This window comes from Pseudothermotoga sp. (genome assembly GCF_031962025.1).
GTDB lineage: Bacteria > Thermotogota > Thermotogae > Thermotogales > DSM-5069 > Pseudothermotoga_B.
In genome coordinates this window covers 129198-146872 of record NZ_JAVRKW010000004.1, presented here as the reverse complement: position 1 = coordinate 146872, position 17675 = coordinate 129198, and the positions used below count along the sequence as shown (strand labels likewise).

The following is a 17675-nucleotide window of genomic DNA, read 5'->3' as shown; positions in this document are numbered from 1 at the left end:
GGCTTTTGCCCCCTTTTTTGGTGATGGTATGGAACACTATTACAGTGAAAAGCCAACCAGTGAATTGAGGATTAAGTCTGTTCTGTTCAAATTAAAAAATGGTAGAACATATAACTTTCAGACGCCCTCGGGCGTCTTCAGTTTCGGTGAAATCGATAAAGCCACCAGAATATTGATTGAACATGCTATCATTCATGGAAACAGTCTGCTCGATCTTGGGTGCGGTTATGGCGCAATTGGAATCGTACTCAAGGGTGAGTACCCTGATCTTGAAGTTTTTATGAGTGATATCAATTCACGGGCAGTTGAATTTGCCAAAATCAATGCCAAGAACAACAACGTCGATGTGACGATAAAGCACGGGGCATTTTATGAACCCTGGGAAAGTGAGAGATTTGACATGATCCTGACCAATCCGCCCATGGCTGCGGGGAAAAAAGTCGTCCTCAGAATGATCGTTGAATCGATTGAACATCTCAAAGACAACGGTTCCTTGCAGGTGGTTGCATACCACAACAAAGGTGGCAGTTACATAAAAAAAGCGATGATGGAAATCTTTGGTAATGTCGATGATATATACAAAGAAGGCGGAATAAGGATATACAGGTCGCTAAGGGTGTAGAAATGCTACGGGTAGTGGATTTGAGTTTCAGTTACAGGTCCGCAGTGGCACTCAAAAAAGTCAATCTTTCAATACATGACGGTGATTTTATTCTCCTTGTAGGCGCTAACGGCTCGGGAAAAACGACTCTTTTGAAAATACTGGCTGGGCTACTTCCGATTCAAACGGGCAAGATATTTTCAGATGACAGAGAGCTTTCACAGCAAGATTTGAGGTTGTTGAGCGGGTATGTTTTTCACAATCCGATTAATCAGATAACCGGTTCGACAGTTGAAGAAGACATCGCATTCGGACTTGAGAACATGGGGGTGCCAAGAAACACCATGCAGGAGCTGGTTGAAAAAGCCCTTGATGTATTTCAACTGCGCCAACTCAGATATGAAGATCCTTTGAATCTGTCAGCCGGACAGGCACAAAGACTGGCAATTGCCTCTGTAGCTGTTCTGAAACCAAAGTACTTGCTCTTGGATGAACCAACATCCATGCTCGACGACACTGGTTATAGACAGGTAAAAGAGGTACTGAAAACCTTAAACCAAATGAACGTGACCGTAATTGTCTCAACTCATGAAATACACCAGTTCATCGATCTTGCAGGTAGAATAGTCCATCTTTCTGATGGAACAGTGGATTTTGACGGCTCAATTGATGAATTCATCAAATCTCCCATAGACGATGTTGAAAAATGAGGTAAGGTCTATGAGCGCCTTTCAGATAAAATTACAGGATGTGGTTTTTTCCTATGATAATTCAAAACCAATTTTAAAAGGAATAAACCTGTCAATAGAACCGGGGGATTTCATTTTAATAACCGGCGACAACGGCGCCGGGAAATCAACATTGCTCAGGATAATCGCCGGAATTTTGAAGCCAAAATCGGGTTCTGTCACATTCAATGAAAAATCCATTTACGAGCAGAAGGATTATTTCAAGAAAATAGGTTTTGTCATGCAGTATGCAGAAGACTCTTTTTGTTGCGACACAGTTTTTGATGAAATAGCATTTGCTTCGAAAAATTTCCAGCTTGATAGGATCAAAGAACGCGTAGAAAATGTGGCAAAACTCGTTGGAATAGATCAGACTCTTTTTTCTAAAACTCCGTACGAACTTTCGGGTGGTGAAGCACGTAAGGTAGCCATTGCCTCTATGATCGCACATGAACCACTTGTGCTCATTTTAGACGAACCCTTTGTGGGTTTAGACAAACATGGCAAAGAATCTCTCAGGGATATACTGCAAAACTGGAAAAAAAACCAAAAGGCAACTGTGATAGTATCGCACCAGTTGAGGTATTTGAATGACCTTGCAAACAAAATTTTCAAGCTTCAGGCAGGTATGCTTTTACAAGTTCACCTTTTATAAAGATGGCAGGCAACGAAATGTCCTGACGCGACTTCTTCAAGTTGCGGTTGTACATCACTGCATACAGACAGCGCATAGGGACATCTTGTTACGAACCTGCAACCCTGCGGCGGGTTTATAGGACTTGGCACATCACCCTTTAAAACGATCTTTTGTCTTTTCACCTTTGGGTCTGGCACAGGGACTGCCGAAATCAATGCCTTTGTGTACGGATGGAGCGGGTTACAGTAAAGCTCTTCACTCTCAGCGAGTTCAACCATCTTTCCAAGGTACATGACACCAATTCTATGAGATATGTACTTGACGACATTCAAAGCATGGGATATGAACAAATAAGCCACTCCAAGTTTTTGTTGCAGATTTTCAAGAAGTCTCAGTATCTGGCTCTGTATAGAAACATCCAAAGCGGAGACAGCTTCATCGCAGACTATCAGATCCGGTTCAGTTGAAAGGGCTCTGGCAATGCAAATCCTCTGTCTCTGACCACCGGAAAACTCATGGGGATATCTGTTGATGTGTTCCGGCAGAAGTCCAACCATATCGAGCAGTTCTTTGACTCTTTTTTCAAGGTCTCTGCGGCTGATGATATTGTGGTAGATCATCGCTTCACCGACAATGTCTTTTATCGTCAATCTGGGGTTCAGAGAACTGTACGGATCCTGAAAAACGATCTGCATCTTTGGACGAAGCTTTCTCAATTCTTTCTGATTCATGTCTGTGATGTCAATTCCTTTGAAAAAGATCTTACCGCTCGTTGGCTCTATCAATCTCAAAACACATCTACCTATAGTGGTTTTACCACATCCACTTTCTCCAACAAGCCCGAAGGTCTCACCTTTTTTTATGTAAAAACTCACACCGTCAACTGCTTTCACATTTGCAACAGTTCTTTGAAAAACTCCACCCTTAATCGGAAAGTATTTGACAAGATCTCTCACTTCAACTACGACCATTTTTTCACCTCTTAATAACACATAGATTTTCCAAACCCATGGCTTTTTAATCCTCTGGAACAGAACCCCTCAAAAAGCATCTGACCTTTCTATTTGAAAGATTTATCAGTGAGGGAGCCTTCTGCCTGCAGATTTGAATAGCTTTATCACATCTTGGATGAAATCTACAACCACTTGGAAATTCAATTGCATTTGGGACATTACCTTCAATCGTGTGAAGCGGGTGTTTTCCTGGTTCGAGTTTTGGTATTGATTTCAACAATCCGACCGTGTACGGATGCAGTGGATTGTCGAACAATTCCATGCAGGGGGCTTCTTCAACTATTTGCCCGGCATACATTACCAAAACTCTGTCGCACATCTCGGCAATTACTCCAAGATCGTGTGTTATCAAAAGCAGACTCATGCCGAATTTTCTTTTCAAATCCATCATCAGATCGAGTATCTGGGCTTGCACCGTCACATCAAGAGCCGTTGTTGGCTCATCGGCAATGAGGAGCTTTGGGTTGCAAGATAGAGCCATCGCTATCATGACTCTCTGCCTCATTCCACCTGACATCTGGTGGGGATAATCATTGTACCGCTTTTCAGGGTTTGGGATGCCAACGACTTTGAGCATTTCGATGGCTCTTTTTCTGGCTTCATCTTTGCTGACATTCTGGTGCACAATGATTGCCTCGGATATCTGCTTTCCGATGGTGATTACCGGGTTGAGCGATGTCATCGGTTCCTGAAAGATCATCGAGATCACATTGCCCCTGATCTGTCTCATTTCTGATTCTGGTTTTTCAAGTAAATTTTCTTTCTCGAAAATGATCCTGCCAGATGTAATTTTTGCCGGTGGCATCGGCAGTAATCTCATTATAGCAAGTGATGTTACAGATTTGCCGCAACCAGATTCTCCAACCAGTCCGAGAACTTCTTCCTTTCCTATTGAAAAGGTCACGTGATCCACCGCATTGACTATTCCGTCACCTGTGAAGAATTTTACGGACAGATCTTCAATCTGAAGTATGTTCATCCACTCACCACCGCGGAAGGATTCTTCGAGCACCTATGTATTTTTTGTCAAGGCTTTCCGAGTATTCGGGGCTGGATGAGTCAAAACTGTTGATCGCCACACCGTTACTTCCAGAGTGAATGTACTTCATGTCACCTATGTAAATACCTACGTGTGAAGGACCGGGCTTATACGTCTGGAAAAACACCAGATCTGCCGGCTGCAGATCTTCTCTGTTTTCAACCACCTCACCCTGTTCAAACTGCATATCTGCATCTCTTCTTAAAAAATAGCCAGCCATTTTGAAACAGAACTGTGTGAAACCAGAGCAATCAAAACCAAATGAGGTGGTACCAGCCCAAAGATAAGGAAGACCAAGGTACTGTTTTGCAATTTGGATTATGTAATCGGCACCTTTTTTGGTTGCAAAAACCTCTTCTCGCGAGTTGAAAAATTCCAGATCAGAGCTTTTCAAGCACACCCTTTCTCTACCGGGCAACTCCACCACAGACCAATCACCATAGATCTGCACATAAGGGATGACCGTACCCTGTACGAGCTTTTCATCTACTTTACTTTGCTCGTCCATCTGGCTGTAAACATCGGCGAACTTGCTCTTCACCAAAGCGAAACTCTTTGACAGATAGTCATTCAGCGTCATCTCATCTATTATCCACAGATTTTTGCCATCGACCCAGCCTATGTAAGAATCTTCCATCTGAACAAGATACCACTCACCATTCTGCTTCAGTAACCTGACTATTTCACCCATTCTTGCCTGTGTTACTGCGTTTTTCTGCAAAGTTTTTCTTGGACCATCCATCAGATTCGTCACCGCAACTTTGACCACAGCAAATTTCTTTTCACCGAGAGAATCCTCAGGCAGAACAGTCAATCTGTCGTCCACAGGTACTTTCAAAACCTCGGTTAATTTGCTAATGAGCGCATCTTTCAACTTAATGTCGCTTATTTCTCCAATCAGTTTAATTTCACTATCTGATGCATCAACACGAACTGTAAAAACCACTTCTCTTGTGTCGATCTTCATCTGGCTTTTGAAATCCGCTATTATCTGATTGGCTTTTTCCAAAAGCTCCATAGCTCCACCACTCCCAACGATATATGCAAAAAGAAAGATTGTGATCAGAATCATTCTTTTAAACACGGTATCACCTCACTGTTTCAACCTTGGATCCAGCGCATCGCGTAAGCCATCACCAAGCAGGTTGAAAGAAAAGGTCGTCAGCATTAAAACAACACCGGGCCAGACTGCATACCATGGTTGAATTCTCAAATACGAACTTGCCGCTCTTATCATATTACCCCAGCTCGGTGTTGGAGGAAGTATTCCAAGTCCCAGAAACGAAAGACCCGCTTCTGCCAGGATGGACCCGGGAATACCTATGGAAATAGAAACAATAATTGGACCCATGCAGTTTGGAAGGATGTGTTTTACAATGATTCTGAAATCTGAAAGCCCCTGAGCCTTTGCGGCTTCAACGAACTCCGTTTCTTTCAAGGCGATTACCTGACTTCTAACCAGTCGTGCACTTCCAGCCCAGCCTATAACGGACAGAGCTATGAACATATTCACAATACCTGGACCGAGTGCAAACATCATGCCTATGTAAAACAGTAAATCTGGAAAGGCGAACAGCATATCAGCTATTCTCATCGTGACCATATCTATCGTTCCACCGTAATATCCTGCCAGTGATCCTATGACTATTCCTATAAAGGCTGTTATAAACTGAGTAACAACACCTACTATCAAAGAAACCCTTGCACCGTAAATCAGTCTGGAGAGAATATCTCTTCCAAATTCATCAGAGCCAAGCAAGTAAACACCGTTTTTACATATTCTCGATGGTGCACCCATTGTTTTCAAACGATTGGGAAGATCTATTTTGTTCGGGTCGGCGGGAGCCAAAAGTGGTGCAAAGACAGCAACAAAAACGATTATCACGATGAATACCAGTCCAAAAATCGCGGGTTTGTTTCTTTTCAATCTTTTGTATGCATCTTTGTACAGCGATAACGATTTTTTCTCAGCCACTTTTGTTACCCCCTACTGCAGTCGAATTCTTGGATTGAGAAAGGCATAGGAGATATCAACGATCAAATTACCAAGAATGTATATAACCGCTGTGAACAGTACTACACCCTGTACAAGTGGATAATCCCTTTCCGATAGAGCCCAGACCGAAAGCCTTCCAAGACCAGGTATGGCAAAGACGGTTTCGGTGAGTATTGAGCCGGTCAAAAGCCCGCTCAACTGCATACCAAGAATTGTAACCACCGGAATCATGGCGTTTTTCAGAGCATGAACAAAGATCACCGATCTTTCAGCTAATCCCTTTGCTCTGGCGGTTCTTATGTAGTCCTGGCGGATAACATCCAAAAGAGCACTTCTGGTATAGCGGGCAATTGATGCGGCAAACCTTATTCCAAGGACTATGGCTGGCATTATCATGTGCTTGATACTGTAGTAACCTGATATGGGAAACCAGCCCAATTTCAAGCCAAAGATCAATTGCGCAACTATGGCAACCCAGAAAACGGGGGCGCTTATTCCAGCAAGAGCAACTATCATCATAGAGTGATCGAAAAAGGAATACTGCTTGACGGCTGAGATGATACCAACGGAAATTCCAAGTACAATTGCCACAAGATACGCGGAAGCTGCAAGCTTCAGAGTGGTTGGAAATGCCTCGGCAATCATCTTTGAGACAGCCACTCCCGTTTTAAAGGATTTGCCAAGATCTCCACGAGCGGCATTGAATACAAATCTCAGATATTGAATAACCAGAGGATCATTCAAACCCAGCTGTTCTCTGATCTGTGCCACAGTTTGAGGATCTGCGTATTTACCAACCATCTCAAGTACGGGATCACCCGGTACGACGTTCAAAAGTATGAAAGTTATCAAAGTGACACCGATGACAACCGGTATCGAAAAGATCAAACGGCGAATTATGTACTGAATCACTTTTTACATCCTCCTAAAAAGAGCGGAGGGGATGCCTCCGCTCATTGCTCATTCTTTGTATGCGTACAGGTATATGGTAATACCAGTTGGATGAGCTATGACTCCGTGTACATTTTTCTGTGTCGCAAGCAGGTACTTGAGATGGAACAGTGGTATCACAGCAACGTCTTCTCTAACTATTTTGTATTCAATTTCTCTGTACATCTGTTCTCTTTTCTTTGGATCTACTTCTGTTTTAGCTTTTTCTATCATTTCCTGAACTTCTTCGTTGTTGTAACCAGAAGACATCTGGTTCCCCTTGGCAAAGAAAACCCCTATGTAGTTGTCCGGATCTGGAATATCTGCCCACCAGTTGGAGTACGTTGCAGGTATCTTCCCTTCATTTCTTGCCTGTTTGTATGCTGCTCTTTCCACAGGTATTATTTCAAGATCGATCCCCACTTCTTTTGCCATTGCCTGTATAATCACATTTGCATCGCTCAGTGTATCACCACCAGACTGCCAGGCTGTGACCTTTCCTATATTTCCAAGCTGGGCAACGAGCTTTTTGGCTTCCTGTGGGTTGTAATCGTAAGCCGGACCTTCACCAAGCGGATATGCACCGGGTATACCGGGCGTGACAAAGCTTTTTGCAACTGTTGCGCGTGGACCATAAAGCGATTGAGCAAGTTCCTGTTTGTTAATAGCCATTGCCATTGCTTTTCTGAGCAATGGATTTGACCACTTTGGATCTTTCAAATTCATCAAAAAGTAGTAGGTGTTGAGCGCTTCCTTTTCAATGATGTTGTATTTTCCGGTTTTCTTAATCCTTTCGTACTCCAGCACGGGTATGGTTACAACGTCCAGAGTACCTGCTTCGAATTCCATCAGTGCCACAGATGACTCCGGTATGATTCTGTAAACTATTCCATCCAGATATGGCAAACCTTCTTCAAAATAATACGGATTTCTCTCAAAGACTATTTCGGTATTTGGAGTGTGAGATTTCAATCTGAATGGACCTGTTCCGACAGGGTTGAGTCTCCAGTTGTCTCCTGCGGCTGTTACGAGTTTTTCAGAGAGTATGCTTGCCGCAGGTACAGCAAGATTTTGCAGGAAAGGAGCATAGGGTTTCTCAAGAATGATCTGGAATCTGTAATCATCGATTTTCTTAAAACCTTCGATAGAAGTGGCTTCACCTTTCATGAATGCAGCAGCACCGAGTATTGGTTCAAAGAGCCACTTGCTTGCACCCCTGCCTTTTGGACTGAGCATTCTTTCAATGGTGAATCTGACATCGTCGCTGGTGAGTTCTGTTTTGCCGTCTTGAAATTTAATTCCTTTTTTCAATTCAAATGTGTAGACAAGACCATTCTGCGAAATCAACGGCATTTTTGCGAGCAATTCTGGTTCCAGCTCAAGTGTATCTCCCCTGTACCTTACCAGTGTGCTGAAAAGCAAACGAGCCATGGCGTATGTCTGCAAGTAGGTATCTTCCTGTGGGTCAAAGGTCATGCGATCAGCTGTCCAGTAATCGTACACCACTCCGCCTCTTTTTGGAGTTTGTGCAAAAACAAATGCTACCGCCGTGATCAGTGCAATTACCAGCAAAAACTTTTTCATGGATACACCTCCCCAATTGTGGTATGTTCACACTTTCTTCAATAACACTGTATATAATTTACCACGGGTTTACATTAAAAGTCAAGTATTCATATTGGGTTTATAAAGTTATTTTGTACTGACAAAATAATATAATTACCGTACTCTCAACAAATCATTTTTGATCAACAGATCGAGCACATCTGCGACTTTTCTTTTATCGATATTCAAATAGGCAGAAGCGAATGTAACACAGGCGTCGTAGTCGTTCAAGTACCTTGCACTTAAATTTAAAATCTCTCCCAGGTCAACCATGTATCTTTCGTTCGCCAGTTCACCGGTTTTATCGAGCCACTCATAACCAAGCGGACCTTCATTCACCGGTTCTATTTTCTTTTTGATATTTTCACGGCAAAAGCTGGTTCTGTTTTCAATTACCATTCGGATCAGATCTGCTCCGGCAAGATCCTGTATGTTCATCAAAAAAGACCTTACCCTTGAGTTTGAAAGTTCCTTTATGTGTTCTGGTATATCAGCCGAGAGCATCAGGGTGTGCAGTACAGCCTGACCAATCCATCTGAACATCGAAGGATCACATTTGTCCGGTGTATCTTCACTGGTGTGGTAATACCTGTCTGGCCAGTGACCGATGAACGGTGAAGGAGTGTGATAATTTTCAAAGACAACGTGATCTGATCCACTTTTGAATCTCACTCTGAAAAATCTTTTGCTGTATGATTCCGAGCTGGTTGGTGCAAATTTCATCAAAGATTCGTACAGCAATTGATCGTAATAACCAGGTAGAAGAAATGGTGTTTCATGAAGCAGTAGAGTGGCTCCTGTTTTTGTTTGATCTTCTCCAACCATATCCAGGTTGATAACGCAGTCATAGTTATTCTGGGCTGCGTATGGCAGGCTGCCGTAGAACTCAGGCAAAAGAAGTACATCGACGTTTATACCGAGTTTTAAGTTTTCCAATTCCTTACAGATATGCAGTGCCAGAGCAGATCCTGAAGCATTGTCATTCGCTCCAGGACTGGGATGGCATAGATGTGCCACTATACCGATTCTCCTATTTGAGTTGTTAGAAAATCTGATTCGAAGAACCTGCAAAGTACCAGTTTTTAATTCACTATCTATGAACAATCTGACTCTATTTCCTTTGTTGGAAAGCTGTTTGAGCAATCTGAACTGATTGAAATCGAGCGAAAAACCAAAAGCTTTGTATTTGCTGTCTTCAAGTGTATGGGGCAGGGAGAGATAGTTCACGGTCTGCGGCATTTTTTCAGGAGTTCTACCAATTGATTCATCCTGAGATCTCATGTAATACACAAGAAGACATTTTGCCCCCAGTTCCCTGACATACCTTTTGAAGGCTTTTGAAGGATTTTCATTCACCAGTACAGCCTTGTTCGAGAAATCCCCCTGATAATTTTCATCGACCAGCTCCAAGGATTGCCAGCCATTTGTTGAGCTACTTCCAAAAAGAACGCTGACCTTGCATGATCTGAAAGAATTCAAGAAAATCCTTGGACTTTCAAGCCACAGTTCAGCATCTTTTATGTTCCACACCATCGTGGATTCAAAATTTCCATATCTAACGCCACCTGTTGGATATTCAAGTACGTTGATCTTTTTTTCGTCGATCCCCCATTCAAGTAACATCTCCACCAGTCTTTTTACGAGATTTTTGAAATCATCACTTCCCCTTGCTCTGTGAAAAGAACTGATGAATCTCATCGTTTCAAAAACTTCATATTCATCCACAGCATCCACCTTCTTTCTTGCTGTTTGAAAAAATTTTACTCCTCTGCATACGGTATCTGGTTTTATTAGAGTTTTCTTAAAAAGTAGAACATATAACTTTTAAAATAGGACAATTATAGTGAACAGAAAAATTCACGGAGGTGATTTGAGTGAAAAAAGTGGCAGTGGTACTTGTAAGCTTAGTTCTGGTGGCAGCATTGAGTTTTGCAGGAGTTTTTGGCAAAGGTTACGGAAACATGAGGCAGATCAACAAACAGCTCAATTACACCGAATTTATCAAGGCTCTTGATCTTTCAAAAGACCAGGCACAGCAGCTCTTGGGAGTAATCACAGAAACAAAACAGCAACTGAATGAACTTGAGCAAAAATACCAAGCTTTGCTTGAGAAATCCAAGGACATGACACTCAACGAATTTGCAACTGAAAAAAGAGCGCTGAATCAGGAACGCGCACAGATACTTCAAGAAGCCGAGAAAAAGATTGCAGATATCCTCAAGGTATCACAGCTTGAAAATCTCAGAAATTACTATTTCAACAAATTCAAAGACTATGCAAACCAATTTCAGCAAAGACAGATTCAGCAAAGGCAAATGCCGTTGAGACCTTTTGGCAGTAAAAACCAGATACCAGCAATGCCCTTGCGCGACAAGATGATGAACAGATCTTTTGATAACACAAAGGGTGCATTTAAACTTGCAATTCTTCTGGACGATGATTTTGAAGAAGCGTTAAGAGCATACCTCCAGTAACCCCCACCCCCTCGAGTGCGCCGGCGAAAGCCGGCGTTTTTGCATTCATCCTGATTGGGTGAACTACCATCCACCTAAAAAGATAGAGGCTTTATGAGAAATTTGGCAGCAATTTAGCTGCCCTTATTCTCACAGGGTGGTTCACACACCCACTACTGGTTATCTGAGACTCACCAGATACCTTCAAAAATGTTGTACCATACTGTTAGCAATTCATCTTCATCTTGTAGAAGATGGAATCTTCTTGCTTTATCCTTGATAAAATTTCTCTTGTGGAGGTACATTATATGGAGCGAAAGATATATCTAAAGAAACTCGATATTTCTCAGGCACTGCAAAGTTATAAAGAGAAACTTCAGCAGGTGGGTTTTTTTGTTCCTCAGACGCAGATCATACCTACAACCCAGGCACTTGGTAGGGTCCTTGCCAGACCAGTTTATGCAAACAGAAGTGTACCCACTTACAACAGCGCCGCAATGGACGGGATATTGATAAAAAGCCTTGATACCATCGGAGCAACCAAAACCAGTCCAAAGGTTCTTTCTAAGGATCAGTTCAAATTTGTAAATACCGGCAACAAACTTGAACCACCTTTTGATGCAGTGATAATGATTGAAGATGTTCATGTAATAGACGATGAACATGTTCAGATTTTTGAATCAGTACCACCATTTCACAACGTGCGCTTAGTAGGGGAAGATGTCTGTGAAAAAGACATGGTCTTTACACGTTATCATCTTCTGAGAGCTTATGATATTTCTCTACTGCTGGCTGCCGGTGTTTTTGAGGTGGAAGTCATAAAAAAGATGAGGGTGATGGTCATTCCCACGGGTAATGAAATCGTATCACCAGAAAGTGAAATTGGTGAAGGCTTGATACCAGAAACAAATTCGACGCTCATAGCGAATTATCTGAGTGATATGAACGTGATTGTGGATGTACATACGCCCGTGGAAGATAGATACGAATCGATACTGTCTGCTCTTTCAAGTGCATGTTCGTCATACGACATGGTTTTGATAAATGCTGGATCTTCAGCCGGTAGCTTTGATTATTCCTATCATGTTCTGAACAATCTTGGTCAGATTGTTGCTCACGGTCTGAATATAAGACCTGGAAAACCCACAATCCTGGCAGTGGTCAACGACAGACCGGTCATTGGCTTGCCGGGATACCCCGGCTCCTGTTTTGCAGTCCTTGAACAGATTGTCAAGCCCATAATTTTTGAAAAGTACAAAATTTTGCCGGCTGGTGAAGCTGTTGTACAAGCCATATCGACCCGCAGAATTTTTTCAGCCGTTTCCGAAGATGAATACATAAGAGTTAGTCTGGGCAAGGTAAAAGACAAGTACGTCTTTGTCCCATTAAAAAGAGGAGCCGCGAGTATGGAGGCACTTGCCAAAATGGATGGAACTGTTACGGTACCAAAAGGAATCGAGGTGTTGGACGAAGGTCAAAAAATTACCGTGAAGACCTGTAAATCCATCGAAGAAATTGACAAAAACATCATTTTCATGGGAAGCAACGACCCAATTTTATCTATTCTGGCAGATATGATCAAGGAAAAAGACTTCACCATAAATCTGAATGTGACAAATGTGGGCAGCATGGGCGGGTTGATATCAATTTCAAAAGGTTACGCTCACATTGGCGGAATGCATCTTTTAGATCCAAGTTCAGGTGAATACAATCTTTCGTATTTAAGAAAATATTTGAAAGATTTTGTGCTCGTCAAGTTCATAAAACGCAACCAGGGCTTGATTGTGCAGAAATCAAATCCCAAGGGAATAAAAGACCTCACAGATTTGACACGAAAAGATGTGAGGTTTGTCAACAGACAAAAGGCTTCGGGCACCAGAGTTCTGCTTGACTATCACATAGAAAAACTCGGCATAGATCGCTCACAGATAAATGGGTACGATGACGAGGAATACACACACATAAACCTTGCATTGAAGATCAAAAAAAATCTGGCAGATGTTGGACTTGGCATAGCATCAGTGGCACAGATCATGGATCTTGATTTCATCCCCATGTTCTGGGAAGAGTACGATCTGCTGGTTTTACCAGAATTCATTCAGGACTATCGATTCCAATTGATAATGAATCTGATACTTTCAAAGGATTTTTGTAACCGTGCATTGACATGGCAGGGGTATGATCTTTCAAATGTGGGCAAAATCATCAGAGGTGATCAAGTTGATTAAAGCGGCTGTACTCACTCTGAGTGACAGGGGATTTGCCGGTCAGAGAGAAGATGAAAGTGGCAAAATAGCGATTGAGATGCTTGGAAAAATAAATGCAGTCGTCGAATATTACAGAGTCCTGCCTGATGAACTGAATTTGATAAAAAATGAGCTTTTGAGCTTGTGCGAAAAAGGTTATGATCTTGTGATCACAACCGGTGGAACTGGTGTGTCACCAAGGGATGTAACACCTGAAGCAACGCTGTCAGTCATAGAAAAAAGGCTGTATGGAATGGAAATAGCTATGATGAATGAATCATTAAAGCATACACCTTTTGGAATGTTATCTCGAGCGATCGTTGGTGTGAAAAATCAGACATTGATAATCAATCTTCCGGGCAGTCCGAAAGCCGTTCAGGAAAACCTGCAGGTGATTTTATCTGCACTGCCGCATGCCGTAGAAAAAATCAAAGGATCGACAGCCGACTGTGCAGAGCAAAACCGGTGAAAAGCCATGAAGATCGATTTTCTCAGGCTCGCTACCATTCAGGAAATTTACGATGATTATATTGCAAAGATCAAAGCCATCGACGAAGTTGAAAAGGTCGAAACAATGGATGCCTTGAACAAAGTGTGTGCAAAAGACGTTGTCTCACCTCAAAATCTGCCAGGTTTTGATAAATCCCTGGTCGATGGTTATGCTGTCATGGCTTTTGATACAAAGGGTGCTTCTATGAACCTGCCTGCTCTGTTAAAAGTAACCTGTGAAATTCAAATCGGCAAAAAGCCGGATCGAACACTCAAATCTGGAGAAGCCGCTTGGATACCAACCGGTGGAGCTTTACCACAGGGGGCAGATGCCGTTGTAATGGTTGAACACACGCAAGCCTTTGATGACTTTGTCGAGATTATGAAACCAGTTGCCGTCGGTGAGAATGTGATGAGATACGATGAAGACATCAAAATGGGTGAAACAGTGCTGAGAAAAAACAAAAGGATAAGAGTCAACGATATACAACTTTTGTTACAGCTTGGAGTCACAAAAGTCGATGTTTATCGACGGGCAAAAATTGCGGTGATCTCCACGGGAGATGAGATAATTGAACCGTGGCAGTCGCCTTCCTTTGCTCAGGTCAGAGACAGTAACACATATTCTCTTGTCGCATGGCTCAACAGTCTGGGCTTTTTTGCACAGAGGGTAGGTCATGTAAAAGACGATGAAGATCAATTACACGCACTGCTCAAAGATTGCCTTGACAATTACGATTTCATTGCAATATCCGGAGGCAGCTCAATTGGAACACGTGATTACACTACAAAAGCCATCGAAAGACTTGGTAAACCCGGCGTTGTCTATCATGGTGCATTGGTACAGCCCGGCAAGCCAACCATCTTTGCTCTGATCGATCAAAAACCAATACTTGGGCTTCCGGGAAACCCCGTTTCGTTTTTCGTGAGCAGTAGATTTTTTCTGCTGCCCATTTTAAAAAGACTTGAAAACGAAGAGAAATTCATACCACAGCCTGCCGGTCTGGTGAGACTGACTAAAAATGTGCCATCCACACAGGGTCGCGAGCATTTTGTGAGAGTAAAATTGAAATTTGAAAAGGGTGATATTCTGGCAGAACCACTTTTCAGTGAAACTGCGCATGTTTCAAATATATCTGCAGCCGATGGAGTTATAAGGATTCCTTCGCAAACAGAGGGTGCTTACGCAGGTCAGCTCGTTGAATTTTATACACTCTGAAGGGGTGATCTCGATGTTCAACCAGATATTCGTACTCGCAGTTTTTTGTTTGACTTACTATTTCATACTGAATAACAAATTCAAAACCTCCGTGATGGTTTTCTTAATGGGACTGGTCATCAGCTTTGCAAAAATCATAGATACCATGAGTTTGGAGAATCTTCCGCGTTTTATAGATTTCAATACCATAGGATTACTCGCAGGGATGATGATAACAGTTGGGCTTTTGAAAGCCGCAGGGTTTTTCCAGTTTGTGGCGGTGCTGGCAGTAAAATGGGGAAAGGGAGAAATGAAAAAGACTCTGTCGATAATCACCGTCGCGGTAACTTTCCTATCAGCCTTCTTGGACAACGTGACGACCATTTTGATATTTGCTCCCATATTGTTTTTCATATCAGATGTTGCCGGTATTGATGCAACTTATTTGATAATCATCGCGATTGTCGCGTCAAATATTGGCGGAGCTGCCACAATGATCGGCGATCCTCCAAACATAATCATCGGCTCAGCAAGCAGATTGAGCTTCAACAGTTTTATTGTTCACCTTGCACCGGTATGCATTCTCATTCTCATTCTACTGGTACTGCTGTGGTTCAGAAAAGTTCCAACCAGCAGGGATATAGAGGATAAACTTAAAGCGCTTGCGGCGACAGATCCAAAAACAGCCATCATAGACAGAAAGAAGGCAATATCGCTTTTAATCGTCTTTATGGCTGTCATAACTGGCTTTGCTCTTCACGAATTTCTCGATTATCAAATGGCGTTGATATCCATGGCTGGTGCCACAGTGGCGCTCTTAATATATGGAAAGTCATTCGAGGAAGCTGCCAAGGAAATAGAATGGGATACTCTGTTTTTTTTGATTGGACTGTTCATGATTACCTATGCGATGAAAGAAGTTGGTGTCATAGACTACATCACGAAGATCGTAGCCAATATTCGATCTCCGTATATAGTTATAACAGTCTTGGTATGGCTGTCCGGCTTTGCTTCGATGTTTCTTGGTTCAGTTCCTGCTACAACTGTGATAATACCGGTCGTTCAATCCCTGGTGCGGATGGGTTTCAATACAGGTTTGTGGTGGGCTCTTTCTCTGGGAGTTTCTCTTGGGGCAAATGGAACGACAATTGGCGCTCCAGTTAATATAGTAGGACTTGCCTTACTCAAAAAATACAGCGACAGAGCCGTGACCTTCACTTATTTTGCCAAAAAAACACTGCCTGCAACTATACTGATGCTCTGTCTGGTAAACCTGTATGTGGTCGTGATGTATTACCTGGGCTGGTGAAATGGTGCAGATTCTCAGAGAGTTTTCAGATTATCTTGCGCACATAAGAAGATTATCTGATCACACTGTTACAGCTTATTTGTGTGACGCAAGGCAGTTCATGGATTTTCTCTGTGAAAAAAAGCTGGATCTGAAAGATGTCTCAAGGGAAACAGCCGAAGAGTATATCAAGGTTCTTTCAAAATCTGCAAAAAATAATTTATCTTCAAGTTCGCTGGCAAGGAAGATCTGTTCTTTGAGAAGCTTTTTCAACTATCTTGTCATAAGAGGTATCTGCAGCACCAATCCATGGGAAGGTATTAGAAATCCAAAAACCCACAGAAGACTTCCAGATTTTTTGACATCAGGTGAAGTACAGAGATTACTCGAAAGTTCTATGGAAAATGAACGTGACCATCTTGTTCTTTCATTGCTGTATTTTTGCGGGCTCAGAGTGAGTGAACTGTGCAATCTGAGACTGGAAGATCTGTCTTTCTCACCAGCCTGCTTGAGGATCAACATGGGAAAGGGAAAAAAGGATAGAATCGTGCCATTGAACAACCAGTTGCTTTTCAAAATCGAAAACTACATAAAGAAAAGCGGCAAATCTCCTTCAGACTATCTCTTTGGCAGGAAAACCAGAATACACCCCAGCACGATCTTCAGAATAATAAAAAGATATGCCAGAAAATGTGGTATAAACAGCAAAATACACCCTCATACGCTCAGACACTCCTTTGCAACACACCTTCTCCAGCGTGGGGTGAATATAAGGGTTGTTCAGGATTTACTCGGTCATTCGAATCTATCAACGACAAGTGTGTATTTGCACGTTTTTGATCAGGAAAAGGTAGATGCAGTGAATAAACTTTTGCAGGAGGGTTGATTATGGCGGGGAAACTCACTTTAATAGTTGGTCCCATGTATTCTGGAAAGACTACGGAACTTCTATCTTATGTGGAAATTTACAGACTTGGCAAAAAGAGAACTGTCGTTTTTAAACCGTCTCTGGATAACAGATACGGAATAAGCGTGGTGAAAACCCATGCAGGACTTGAAGTAGAGGCTATAGCTCTTGAAAGGGCTCAGGAGATGCCAAAGTATGTTGAAGATCACGTTGATGCCGTTTTTGTCGATGAAGTTCAGTTTTTCGACAAAGACCTTGTCAAAATCGTTCGGGATTTCTTGGACAGAAACATAAATGTCTTCTGTGCGGGGCTTGATATGACCTTCAAACAAAATCCGTTTGAAACAACAACGCTTTTAATGGCTCTTGCAAATGAGATCATCAAAAAACGTGCTGTCTGCAATATGTGTGGTGAATACAATGCCACTCTAACCTATAAACTGGTTCAGGACGATGCTGAAATCGATGTTGGTGGCAAAGAGAAGTACATCGCGGTTTGCAGAGACTGCTACAACAAGATGGCGAAAAATGCGTAAAGGAGGATT

General features: G+C 42.4%; 16 protein-coding genes and 1 pseudogene. 10 read left to right on the top strand and 7 right to left on the bottom strand.

Annotated elements, in window-relative coordinates; translation table 11 throughout:
• Window positions 1-28 precede the first annotated feature (28 nt).
• The 3 genes and pseudogenes from AC4E92_RS05055 to AC4E92_RS05045 form a co-directional block, all read left to right on the top strand.
• Window positions 29-622, top strand: coding sequence for a class I SAM-dependent methyltransferase (locus tag AC4E92_RS05055; protein ID WP_490239503.1), 594 nt, complete (start codon window positions 29-31; stop codon window positions 620-622).
• Window positions 623-624: 2 nt separating this feature from the next.
• On the top strand, window positions 625-1311 hold the full coding sequence (locus tag AC4E92_RS05050) for an energy-coupling factor ABC transporter ATP-binding protein (protein WP_490239502.1): 687 nt from the start codon (window positions 625-627) through the stop codon (window positions 1309-1311).
• Between the two features lie 85 nt (window positions 1312-1396).
• Window positions 1397-1984: pseudogene (locus tag AC4E92_RS05045) on the top strand (ABC transporter ATP-binding protein); the annotation flags it as partial.
• On the opposite strand, the gene AC4E92_RS05040 reads toward AC4E92_RS05045, so the two are convergent.
• The 7 genes from AC4E92_RS05040 to AC4E92_RS05010 form a co-directional block, all read right to left on the bottom strand.
• Window positions 1972-2937 (bottom strand): ABC transporter ATP-binding protein, encoded by a 966-nt coding sequence (locus tag AC4E92_RS05040; RefSeq protein WP_490239501.1) that lies wholly within the window; start codon window positions 2935-2937, stop codon window positions 1972-1974. The pseudogene AC4E92_RS05045 and the gene AC4E92_RS05040 sit on opposite strands and share 13 nt — an antisense overlap.
• A gap of 46 nt (window positions 2938-2983) precedes the next feature.
• Entirely contained in the window at window positions 2984-3958 is a 975-nt protein-coding gene (locus tag AC4E92_RS05035) for an ABC transporter ATP-binding protein (protein WP_490239500.1), read from the bottom strand.
• A gap of 4 nt (window positions 3959-3962) precedes the next feature.
• Complete coding sequence (locus tag AC4E92_RS05030) at window positions 3963-5102, bottom strand: C40 family peptidase (RefSeq protein ID WP_490239499.1); 1140 nt, start codon at window positions 5100-5102, stop codon at window positions 3963-3965.
• Window positions 5103-5111: 9 nt separating this feature from the next.
• Complete coding sequence (locus AC4E92_RS05025; RefSeq protein ID WP_490239498.1) at window positions 5112-5993, bottom strand: ABC transporter permease; 882 nt, start codon at window positions 5991-5993, stop codon at window positions 5112-5114.
• A 12-nt stretch (window positions 5994-6005) separates the two neighbouring features.
• Window positions 6006-6926, bottom strand: a complete 921-nt coding sequence (locus tag AC4E92_RS05020; protein ID WP_490239497.1) for an ABC transporter permease — start codon at window positions 6924-6926, stop codon at window positions 6006-6008.
• A gap of 48 nt (window positions 6927-6974) precedes the next feature.
• Window positions 6975-8528: an ABC transporter substrate-binding protein gene (locus tag AC4E92_RS05015; RefSeq protein ID WP_490239496.1), complete on the bottom strand. Its 1554-nt coding sequence runs from the start codon at window positions 8526-8528 to the stop codon at window positions 6975-6977.
• Between the two features lie 135 nt (window positions 8529-8663).
• Complete coding sequence (locus tag AC4E92_RS05010) at window positions 8664-10274, bottom strand: DUF4910 domain-containing protein (protein ID WP_490239495.1); 1611 nt, start codon at window positions 10272-10274, stop codon at window positions 8664-8666.
• 149 nt (window positions 10275-10423) lie between these two features.
• Here AC4E92_RS05010 and AC4E92_RS05005 point away from each other — a divergent pair, with 149 nt between their 5' ends.
• From AC4E92_RS05005 to AC4E92_RS04975, 7 genes are all read left to right on the top strand, one after another.
• Window positions 10424-11023: a hypothetical protein gene (locus AC4E92_RS05005; RefSeq protein WP_490239494.1), complete on the top strand. Its 600-nt coding sequence runs from the start codon at window positions 10424-10426 to the stop codon at window positions 11021-11023.
• A 287-nt stretch (window positions 11024-11310) separates the two neighbouring features.
• Window positions 11311-13230 (top strand): molybdopterin biosynthesis protein, encoded by a 1920-nt coding sequence (locus AC4E92_RS05000; RefSeq protein ID WP_490239493.1) that lies wholly within the window; start codon window positions 11311-11313, stop codon window positions 13228-13230.
• Window positions 13223-13717, top strand: coding sequence for a MogA/MoaB family molybdenum cofactor biosynthesis protein (locus tag AC4E92_RS04995; protein ID WP_490239492.1), 495 nt, complete (start codon window positions 13223-13225; stop codon window positions 13715-13717). The genes AC4E92_RS05000 and AC4E92_RS04995 overlap by 8 nt, the downstream gene beginning before the upstream one ends.
• 6 nt (window positions 13718-13723) lie before the next feature.
• Window positions 13724-14956 (top strand): molybdopterin molybdotransferase MoeA, encoded by a 1233-nt coding sequence (locus AC4E92_RS04990; protein WP_490239491.1) that lies wholly within the window; start codon window positions 13724-13726, stop codon window positions 14954-14956.
• Window positions 14937-16244, top strand: coding sequence for an ArsB/NhaD family transporter (locus tag AC4E92_RS04985; RefSeq protein ID WP_490239490.1), 1308 nt, complete (start codon window positions 14937-14939; stop codon window positions 16242-16244). The genes AC4E92_RS04990 and AC4E92_RS04985 overlap by 20 nt, the downstream gene beginning before the upstream one ends.
• Before the next feature lies 1 nt (window position 16245).
• Window positions 16246-17109, top strand: coding sequence for a site-specific tyrosine recombinase/integron integrase (gene xerA, locus AC4E92_RS04980; RefSeq protein WP_490239489.1), 864 nt, complete (start codon window positions 16246-16248; stop codon window positions 17107-17109).
• A 2-nt stretch (window positions 17110-17111) separates the two neighbouring features.
• On the top strand, window positions 17112-17666 hold the full coding sequence (locus AC4E92_RS04975; protein ID WP_490239488.1) for a thymidine kinase: 555 nt from the start codon (window positions 17112-17114) through the stop codon (window positions 17664-17666).
• The last annotated feature ends 9 nt before the right edge of the window (window positions 17667-17675 follow it).

Coding starts and splice junctions, on each gene's coding strand:
- AC4E92_RS05055 (WP_490239503.1), top strand. CDS start 29: ATGGAACACTATTACAGTGAAAAGCCAACCAGTGAATTGAGGATTAAG.
- AC4E92_RS05050 (WP_490239502.1), top strand. CDS start 625: ATGCTACGGGTAGTGGATTTGAGTTTCAGTTACAGGTCCGCAGTGGCA.
- AC4E92_RS05040 (WP_490239501.1), bottom strand. CDS start 2,937: ATGGTCGTAGTTGAAGTGAGAGATCTTGTCAAATACTTTCCGATTAAG.
- AC4E92_RS05035 (WP_490239500.1), bottom strand. CDS start 3,958: ATGAACATACTTCAGATTGAAGATCTGTCCGTAAAATTCTTCACAGGT.
- AC4E92_RS05015 (WP_490239496.1), bottom strand. CDS start 8,528: ATGAAAAAGTTTTTGCTGGTAATTGCACTGATCACGGCGGTAGCATTT.
- AC4E92_RS05000 (WP_490239493.1), top strand. CDS start 11,311: ATGGAGCGAAAGATATATCTAAAGAAACTCGATATTTCTCAGGCACTG.
- AC4E92_RS04990 (WP_490239491.1), top strand. CDS start 13,724: ATGAAGATCGATTTTCTCAGGCTCGCTACCATTCAGGAAATTTACGAT.
- xerA (WP_490239489.1), top strand. CDS start 16,246: ATGGTGCAGATTCTCAGAGAGTTTTCAGATTATCTTGCGCACATAAGA.
- AC4E92_RS04975 (WP_490239488.1), top strand. CDS start 17,112: ATGGCGGGGAAACTCACTTTAATAGTTGGTCCCATGTATTCTGGAAAG.